Source organism: Pelatocladus sp., assembly GCF_059505505.1.
Genome location: NZ_JCACKS010000246.1, coordinates 26,999 through 35,082, shown reverse-complemented (window position 1 = coordinate 35,082; position 8,084 = coordinate 26,999). Strand labels below are relative to the sequence as shown.

The window sequence follows — 8,084 nt, the reverse complement described above, 5'->3', positions numbered from 1 at the left end:
AGATGCACAGCTTTATCTTAATAAATGTACTTCATTAGACCGGTAAACGCTATAAAACTATCAAAAAATGGTATCGCAGACTTAAATATAAAGCTAAAGCGAGTTCCCTATTCTAGCCTACGGCAACAGCGAAACCGTATATTTGTTGTCGGTCAGGAGGGGGTGAAAAAACTATGGTATTTAAAGACCGAACTACAGCAGGGCGACTGTTATCTGCACCGCTAGCAGCCTATGCTACTCGAAAAAATGTAATTGTATTGGCATTACCACGTGGTGGCGTACCTGTTGCTTTTGAAGTTGCTCGTAGAATCAATGCTCCACTGGACGTTTTTGTTGTCCGCAAATTGGGTGTACCTGGACATGAAGAATTGGCGATGGGAGCAATTGCTTCTGGTGGGTTGCGAGTACTCAATGATGGAGTAGTCCAAATGTTTGATCTGTCCCAAGATGTAATTGACCAGGTTGCTACTAAAGAACAGCGCGAACTACAAAGACGGGAGCATCTTTATCGAGATGATCGCCCTTTTCCTATTCTGCGTGAACACACTGTGATTTTAGTCGATGACGGTCTAGCTACAGGTACAACAATGCGGGCTGCGGTGATGGCATTGCTACAACAGCAACCTGCTAGCCTTGTAGTTGCCGTACCAGTTTCATCACCTGAAGCTTGTCAGGAAATCCAAGCATTGGTAGATGAAGTTGTGTGCCTAGAAACACCCGATCCCTTTTACAGTGTTGGTCTTTGGTATCAAGACTTTCCACAGACAAGCGATGTAGAGGTTCGTGATTTACTCAAACGAGCCAGCGATAACAATCAACAGTCAATGGTTAGTAGTTAACCTGTATTTAGCATTTCCCTGTGTTTTTTAGTGGAGTTAAATCTATGCATCTTCAAAGTCCTGCGTTTTTTACTGGAAACTCCATTCCGTTCCAATACACCTGCGATGGTGACAATGTTTCTCCTCCCCTCAGTTGGGATAGTCCACCAAATGCTACTGTCAGTTATGCTCTAATTGTTGAAGACCCTGATGCACCGAAGGAAACCTTTACCCATTGGATTATTTATAATTTACCAGCTGATATTGAGTATTTATCTGAAGGTGTTGTCAATCATCCCACATTACCTGACGGTGGTATGCAAGGGAAAAATGATTTTGGTCAATTGGGATTTGGCGGCCCTTGTCCACCTAGTGGCACTCATCGTTACTTCTTCAAACTCTATGCGCTGGATCAAATGTTAGATTTGTCACCCGGAGCTAGCAAAGCAGATGTCCTAGCAGCGATAGAAGGTCATGTTCTCGAAGCTGTCGAGTTAATGGGACGATACGCTAGGCAGAGCTAGCTTAAGCTTTTGCAATATCATTTACAACAGAAGGATTTAGACATCACTTTGTTTGTTAAACAACTCTAAAACCTGCCTGCAAAAATGCTTCAGCTTTTCACATACTTCTTCAGAAGGCTGAGTTGCACCAACAAAATTCCAATTTTCTACCGTTGACATTCGCCACTGTTCACCCAAGTGGCTAAATCCTGCTGCTTCCACACCAATTGCCCGACGTACACTATTTACGGGATCTTGATAAAAACGGATTTGAATCAAGATACTGCGGCTACGCCATGATTTGCTGACTCCAGGAAAGTGAAAGCCAATATCTATGGAATCTGGATCAATTAACTCTCTGGTTTGTGGATCATTTGTCCACGGCTTAAGATCAGATCTAGCATCGGGAAACTCAAATTTAAATAAATTAACAACTGTTGCAATCTTGCTGGCGAATTCTAAGTTAGTTCCCATTTCTGCTGCATTCACGGAAACACCCACCTCCAAATTCTGTTTGTTAATGGACGATGCGACAAAATCAAAACCGCCAGAAGGCTCTTGAAATTTGAATTTCAGCTTATCAATATCCTTATATTTTTGGCAAATTCCAAATTACATCTTCGTGACATGTTTATATAGTTTATATAGATTTCAGTTTGAGATAGCATAGTTATTTAAGTAATTATACTCAAGGTTTTAAGATAAAAAATAATTTCATCAAAATCCCTTGTCAATCAGAATAAGATGTTACGCGCTCCGATCTAAAATGAAAAAGCATCAGGTCGTCCCATCAAATTAGTAAGGATGAGAGTAGCTGCACACGCAGTAAGATTGCTTTTTAAGCAGTTGACATTGTCAAACTGAAACTACTAGAGTGACACTGTTAATCGGTAATACATAAGTTTAGTTTATGGCGCGTCAACGCTCACTCTTGTCACTAGTCCTAGTTCTTTTAGCAACATTTCTGATCAGCTGTGGTGGCCCGACTGTAGCCACAGCACCTCCAACCTATACCCCCACACAGATTGAGAAAATTCAGGGATACCTGCCTAAAATCGAAACTGTGCGCGATCGCTCTGACGAACTCAAAGGGCTGATCCAAAATAACAATTGGGTAAACGTTGGTAATTTTATCCATGGCCCAATGGCAGAAGCAAGGCTAAACATGACTTACATCATTCCTAACCTTTTGCCTCAAGATCAACCGAAAGCACGTCAAGCAGCTAGAGATTTGTTTAACCATCTGGTTCAAATCGATCAAGCTACTGAATCTGCTAATTCCTTGAAAGCTTTGAGTAACACCAAAGCTGCATTTGTAGATGTTGACAAATTCCTTGATTTGCTTCCAGAAGCAAGCACGTCAGCAGAAGCTGGTTAATGGATAGGTGATCGGGGATTAAGGATATGGGATTGGGAAGAATATTGCTTAGTTCCTAATCCTTAATTCTCTATTCCCAGTCCTCATTATTGCTCCATATCCCCGATCCCCAATCCCTTCTTAGAAAATCATGAATGTAATTATTATTGGTTGTGGTGCAGTTGGATCTGCGATCGCCTATGAACTGAGTCTAGTCAAGCAATTAAAGATCACAGTCATAGACAAACAACCACCCGCCCAAGCTTCCACAGGAGCAGCTTTGGGTGTTTTAATGGGCATCATCAGTCACAAAGTCAAAGGAAAAGCTTGGCGGATGCGTCAGACTAGCATTCAACGCTACGAAAGCCTGATTCCAGAATTAGAGGAACTGACAAATCACAAGATTCTTTTTAACCGCCAAGGAATTCTTATGCTGTTGACGAGAAATGCAGATTCTTCTGTAGCAGATGAAGAAATCTCACAATGGCAAAAACTAACTGAAATTCGCCACACTCAAGGTTATCAGCTAGAAATTTGGGATACTGCTAAATTACAAAATATCTGTCCGCAGATAGAAGATAAAAATCTCATTGGCGCTGTTTATTCTCCTCAAGATCGTCAAATAGATCCCACAGCCCTAACATTGGCTTTAGTTGCAGCTGCTCAAAAGAATGGTGTTACCTTTAAATTTGGTGTGAATGTTTTAGGCATAACTCCACCATCTCAGCAAAGGGATATTTGTCAGCAAGTCGAGACAACAGAAGGAAATTTCACAGCAGATTGGTTTGTAGTTGCTGCTGGACTTGGTTCATCAGCATTATCAGCACAATTAAACCAGATGGTTGACATTCGTCCTGTATTAGGGCAAGCTTTGCAACTGAGATTAGGACATAGTTTGGGTAATCCCGATTTTCAGCCAGTTATCACTGGTAATGATGTGCATATTGTTCCTGTTGGTGATGGAGATTACTGGGTAGGCGCAACGGTTGAGTTTCCCACAAACGGTAGTCATGAGATACCACCCAACACAGAATTGCTTGAGTCTGTCAAACAACAAGCGATCGCCTTCTGTCGAGATTTAGCAAAAGCCACCACTATCCGCACTTGGTCGGGTTTACGTCCCCGACCCGAAGGACACCCCGCCCCGATCATAGAAAAACTATCAGGCTTTAGTAACGTCCTGCTTGCCACCGGACATTATCGCAACGGTATCTTACTAGCACCCGCAACAGCTGACGCGATTCGTGAGATGATAATTTCTAATTAGAAAAAAACATAGGTTTGTAGTAAGGACTTTAGTCCTTGAATTACGCTCTTGCATTTTTAATAAAAATGTCTTTAACAGAACATAAAATTACCGTAGATTCACGAGAATGGTTTTACAGACTAGCAGAACCAATTGGTAGAACTGATTTATTACCTGTTGTATTGCTACATGGTTTAGTTTCTCAAAGCTATAGCTGGCGTAACATTTTACCCGCATTAGCACAACAAGGAACAAAAGCGATCGCACCCGATTGGATTGGTTTTGGCTTTTCTGCTAAACCCGAAAAAAGAGATTTTGCTTACACTCCCGATGTATTTATTACAGCATTAGAAGGATTGATTAAAGCTTTAGAATTAGAACATTTTTCTTTAGTTGTCCAAGGTTTTTTAGGTTCTGTGGGGCTGCAATATGCCTTGCGTCATCCAGAACACATCGCCAATATAGCTATACTCAATACACCAATTTCTAGCACTGCCAAATTACCTTGGAAGATTCAACAAATGGGTCTACCTTTTGCAGGTGACATGATGACTCAAGACCCTCTTTTAGTAGACAGAACATTAGAAGGTGGTAGTCGTTACGTTATTACAGACAAAGATTTAGATGTTTACCGTAAACCATTTTTGAAAACGTCTGCTGCTGGACGCGCTCTTCTGGCAACAATTCGCAATTTGCAACTCACAAAAGCCATGTCCGAAATCGAAACTGGTTTTAAAGATTGGCAACAACCAATATTAATTCAATGGGGAATGATTGATCCGTGGTTGAAAATTGATATGGCAGAAAAATTTGCTAAATCTGTACCCAATGGAGAATTAGTAAAATTAAATAATGTTGGACATTATCCACAAGAGCATTACCATGAAACTATCTTAGAAGATTTGTTACCATTCGTGCGTCGTGCTGAAGAAAAGCAATAAGTCAGATAAAATTCAGGTGATAACCAAACCAGAGAATTACCCCAGTTAGCAGTAAACACACTATCCCTGCTAATCCTGCTAGGGGTTTTTTGTTTTTACCTGTCACCCATTCTGAGATTTTGTCGGTGTAATTGATAAGTTGGGCTGTATCTATACAGGCGATCGCCCATATCCAAGCAGCGTGTAATCCCCAAGCTAAACCCAATTTACCGCGATCAGCAAACCGCGCCAACACCAACACCATCCCCATCAGCCATAGTCCGGGAAGTTGAGGTTTTGTTTCCTGTTGTTCCCAAACTAAATGCAATACAGCAAATATCAAGCTAGAGATGATTACTGCAAGCCAAATTGGATAATTTTGCTCTAATTCTGTAAATAAAAATCCCCGAAAAACTAATTCTTCAATACCACCTACAAATAAAGCTATCAAGAAAATAGGTAGCAAAATAGATGGAAGTTGCTTGATATTAGTGTATTCAAAATTACACCATCCTAGCCAAAATTGACATGCAAAAACCACTGCTAAACTCAATATACCTAAACTAAAACCCAGGGCAACGGAATTTAGGATAGAAATGTTAAGAACAAAGCCGTAATCTGAGACAGATGTTTTCGTCAGCCAAGTGATCAGCCAAAAAACAAAAGGTATGAATAAATAAAGTGACAATAATAAAGGTAACTTCTGCTCTGATTTTAAGGGTTGGTTGGGTTTCCAATTGAGGAACACAGATAACAAAGCTGCGATCGGGAACCAACATCCACCCCAAGCAATAAAAAAAGCCATCACTACAATCAAGCTTGGTGCATTTTCCAAAAATGATTGCAAATTATAGAGTGATGACTTTAAGGAGGCTATCAAAATTGGATAAAAAAACACGACAGACTTCTCGCAATCCTAAATTTATCACTTGTGGAGAGAAAGCTTTCACGATTTTGAGCAATTTGTAACTAGGAGTAGCGATGCGATCGCCTTTTGTTTACCCCTTAATACTACTTGCTTTTTTGCTTTTCTCTCTATTTAATTAAGCTTCTATCAAATTTGGTAACTTCTGCAAGAGGTCTAATCGTTGATTTTTTATCTAAAAAATATTTAAACGCTACCAAACTTTTTATTGCTGGAAGCATCCCAATTTTTTCATTTTTCAATGTCCCGCGCTTGGGTTTAAACCCTTAGCTAATAGCACAAGTCGTATGAATACGACTAAGACTCAAATAAATCAAACAGTCTGCTTAAGTAGACTTTAGCGATTTCAATCGCAGGCGGTTTTTTTGAACATTTGGGATGCTTCCTTATGACTTGCCAAGGGGAAAACTTATTCAGTCTTCACTCTTCACTTTATCCCTACCATTAGGAAAATTTACTCTTCTTCTTCAATCTCATCTTCCTCTATATCAATGTCTTCATCTGATTCGAGTTCTTTTTTGTCACTATCTACTTGAATGAGGTGAATGTGCTTGTATCCTAGCTTAATTTCAAATTCATCACCTGGCTTTAAACCCATTGCTTTAGTGTATGTTGCACCGATGACAATTTGACCATTTTGATGAACACTAACTCGATAAGTCGGTTCACGACCACGACCATCTTTTGGTGCTTCTGGGCTTAAGGGAATTCCTCTAGCGGATAGCAAAGCATCATAAAAATCAGTCAGATTTACACGAACCTGATTATTTTTCGTAACAGTATAATAGCCACACTGTTTTGCTCTTTCTCGACGTGGTAGATTGGAAAGCTCTTTGACTTTTGCAAGCAGTGCTTTTCCGGTTAATGGTGCGGTTGCAGTTTCAGTCATTACGCTCAAAATTTCCTTACTCTCTCCAAACTATTCAAAGGTGTAGTTCTCTGTTTCAGCATTTGACTTTTGGTGATTTCCACTAAAGTTGCTGACAAACCCAGAAAAATGTCAAACTCCTACTTCTAATCAGCCAAGATCATATTTTATGGTTGCCCATAATTTATTAGAGTCCCAGTTGTTGGAGGTATTTATTTGGGTAATTTTACGGCACATTTAACCATCATTTGCCATCGAAAACGAAATATTTTCTTTGCTGATGCTATGGCGACGGTGTAATTTTAAGCCATCTTTACAAACGAGTCGAGTTCCACTACTTAATCAGCCGTAGACTCAAGAATTAGCAAGAATTTCCTTATGCTTACCTCAAGCTTAGAACAGCATAGTATTGTCATAAGGTTGTTGAGCATACACTCTTTTATCCTGCCAATGGAGACGAATCAATTTCATCTCTGGCCATCACGAATAAACAAAGCAGCATCAGCCGCACTTGATCGGCTATTTGGACTGGTTTTGTTACTTCGTAATTTTATATTAAATACTAACATGCGATCATAATAGCAAAATAATTGTTTAAGTTTGAATTAAACTTATTGCTAGACTTTAAATCTTATATCCTTTATCTTGGGAAGGCAAAAAGCGGTGAGGATTTTCCTCCCGCTTTATTGCCGTTGTGAGTATTGATGTATGGATTTTATAAAAATTCATCTAATATAGACAAGGAGTTTTGACCAGAGAGTTAGATGATCGAGTTTGTTGATTGAGACTAGATAAAATTTTTCAGAGTACTATGCTGCTTATTAATTATCTCACCATGTTCATCAGCAGCTATAACAATTCTAGATAACCAAAAAACAGCACTTTGCGACGAAAGGAGGAATTTGTACAGCTGTTTATTTGACTTCTTGTAGAAATGCGGTAAAAGGGTAAAGGAAAATAAAATTCCTTGAACCTTTTAGTCTTCGCCTTTACCAAATCTTGCAAAAGTTGCTTTCGTAAGAGTTTGATTGACTTCTGTTAACGTCAATATAAAGTTATATTCTATAGGTAATGGGGTGTAGCAGTTGACAAAAGTGTCTATAATCCCATATTGAGCTTCTACAACTAGAATTTTTATGCTTATTCTGGAACTATATAATGAGTAACAATTTAATGATCAGCATATTAACAGCTAGCTTTAAAATAGGACTAGTTAGAGCATAGCTTGTTGGATCAACCTCGTTTCGTTAGGGGTAAAAGTTAAGAATTATAAGGTAAAAGGCTCAAGATTAAATAGTAAAGGGATTTGATTGATTCATTCTTACCCCCCTTTTGCTTTCTACTGTTTACTGCTGTAGACACAAATTGGTGTAGTCCATACCCTTTTTTGACTTCTGTAAAAGTCTCTTTCCTATGTAAATGTGATAATTTCAGGATTTAGGTTGGT

The 8,084-nt window shown here is 39.2% G+C and carries 8 protein-coding genes; 5 read left to right on the top strand and 3 right to left on the bottom strand.

Features of this window, described 5'->3' with window-relative positions; genetic code table 11:
- Positions 1–173 precede the first annotated feature (173 nt).
- A complete protein-coding gene (locus AC5JMK_RS25155) occupies positions 174–839 on the top strand; it encodes a phosphoribosyltransferase (protein WP_096675508.1) in 666 nt (221 codons plus the stop codon).
- 44 nt (positions 840–883) lie between these two features.
- Positions 884–1,342: a YbhB/YbcL family Raf kinase inhibitor-like protein gene (locus AC5JMK_RS25150; protein ID WP_495911258.1), complete on the top strand. Its 459-nt coding sequence runs from the start codon at positions 884–886 to the stop codon at positions 1,340–1,342.
- Positions 1,343–1,378: 36 nt separating this feature from the next.
- Here AC5JMK_RS25150 and AC5JMK_RS25145 read toward each other — a convergent pair whose 3' ends face one another.
- Positions 1,379–1,810, bottom strand: a complete 432-nt coding sequence (locus AC5JMK_RS25145) for a Tery_1686 family protein (protein ID WP_096675507.1) — start codon at positions 1,808–1,810, stop codon at positions 1,379–1,381.
- Positions 1,811–2,231: 421 nt separating this feature from the next.
- On the opposite strand from AC5JMK_RS25145, the gene psbQ reads away from it, so the two are divergent.
- From psbQ to AC5JMK_RS25130, 3 genes are all read left to right on the top strand, one after another.
- The gene (gene psbQ / locus AC5JMK_RS25140; protein ID WP_096675506.1) at positions 2,232–2,699 is read left to right on the top strand and encodes a photosystem II protein PsbQ; all 468 of its coding nucleotides are present in this window, start codon (positions 2,232–2,234) and stop codon (positions 2,697–2,699) included.
- A 130-nt stretch (positions 2,700–2,829) separates the two neighbouring features.
- Positions 2,830–3,945, top strand: coding sequence for an NAD(P)/FAD-dependent oxidoreductase (locus AC5JMK_RS25135; protein WP_096675505.1), 1,116 nt, complete (start codon positions 2,830–2,832; stop codon positions 3,943–3,945).
- A gap of 65 nt (positions 3,946–4,010) precedes the next feature.
- Positions 4,011–4,865: an alpha/beta fold hydrolase gene (locus AC5JMK_RS25130; protein ID WP_096675504.1), complete on the top strand. Its 855-nt coding sequence runs from the start codon at positions 4,011–4,013 to the stop codon at positions 4,863–4,865.
- A gap of 1 nt (position 4,866) precedes the next feature.
- Here the strand turns inward: AC5JMK_RS25130 and AC5JMK_RS25125 are convergent, their stop codons facing one another.
- A complete protein-coding gene (locus tag AC5JMK_RS25125; protein WP_096675503.1) occupies positions 4,867–5,742 on the bottom strand; it encodes a CPBP family intramembrane glutamic endopeptidase in 876 nt (291 codons plus the stop codon).
- A gap of 481 nt (positions 5,743–6,223) precedes the next feature.
- Entirely contained in the window at positions 6,224–6,658 is a 435-nt protein-coding gene (locus tag AC5JMK_RS25120; protein ID WP_096675502.1) for an AbrB family transcriptional regulator, read from the bottom strand.
- Positions 6,659–8,084 lie beyond the last annotated feature (1,426 nt).